Here is a 254-nt window from a genome sequence, read left to right as displayed (position 1 = left end):
CATTTGAGCTATTGTGCTTATGAGTTTTTAAACAACAGGCTTACAACTGGCTCTGCTGTTGTTTGAAGGGTTGATGATAAAACTGCAGGGTTTTACCTACCGTTAATTTGTCTTTGTCTGTCATTTTGTTCCAAGCGATAATTTGGTCCACACTGACCTTATACACTTTGGCAATACTCCACAGTGTGTCGCCATATTTTACCGTGTGATCGCTTTGAACTGTTGACTGATTAGATGTTGTAATAATCCTTGGC

1 protein-coding gene is annotated in these 254 nt (G+C 39.4%); it reads right to left on the bottom strand.

Annotated features, from left to right (window positions below; translation table 11 throughout):
• Positions 1 to 40 precede the first annotated feature (40 nt).
• A partial coding sequence (locus tag AAEY75_RS16145; protein ID WP_352260167.1) for a LysM peptidoglycan-binding domain-containing protein occupies positions 41 to 254 on the bottom strand: 214 nt, incomplete at its 5' end.

The organism is Psychrobacter sp. TB55-MNA-CIBAN-0194 (genome assembly GCF_040309505.1).
Classification (GTDB): Bacteria; Pseudomonadota; Gammaproteobacteria; order Pseudomonadales; family Moraxellaceae; genus Psychrobacter; species Psychrobacter fozii.
This window is presented reverse-complemented; position numbering and strand designations above follow the sequence as displayed.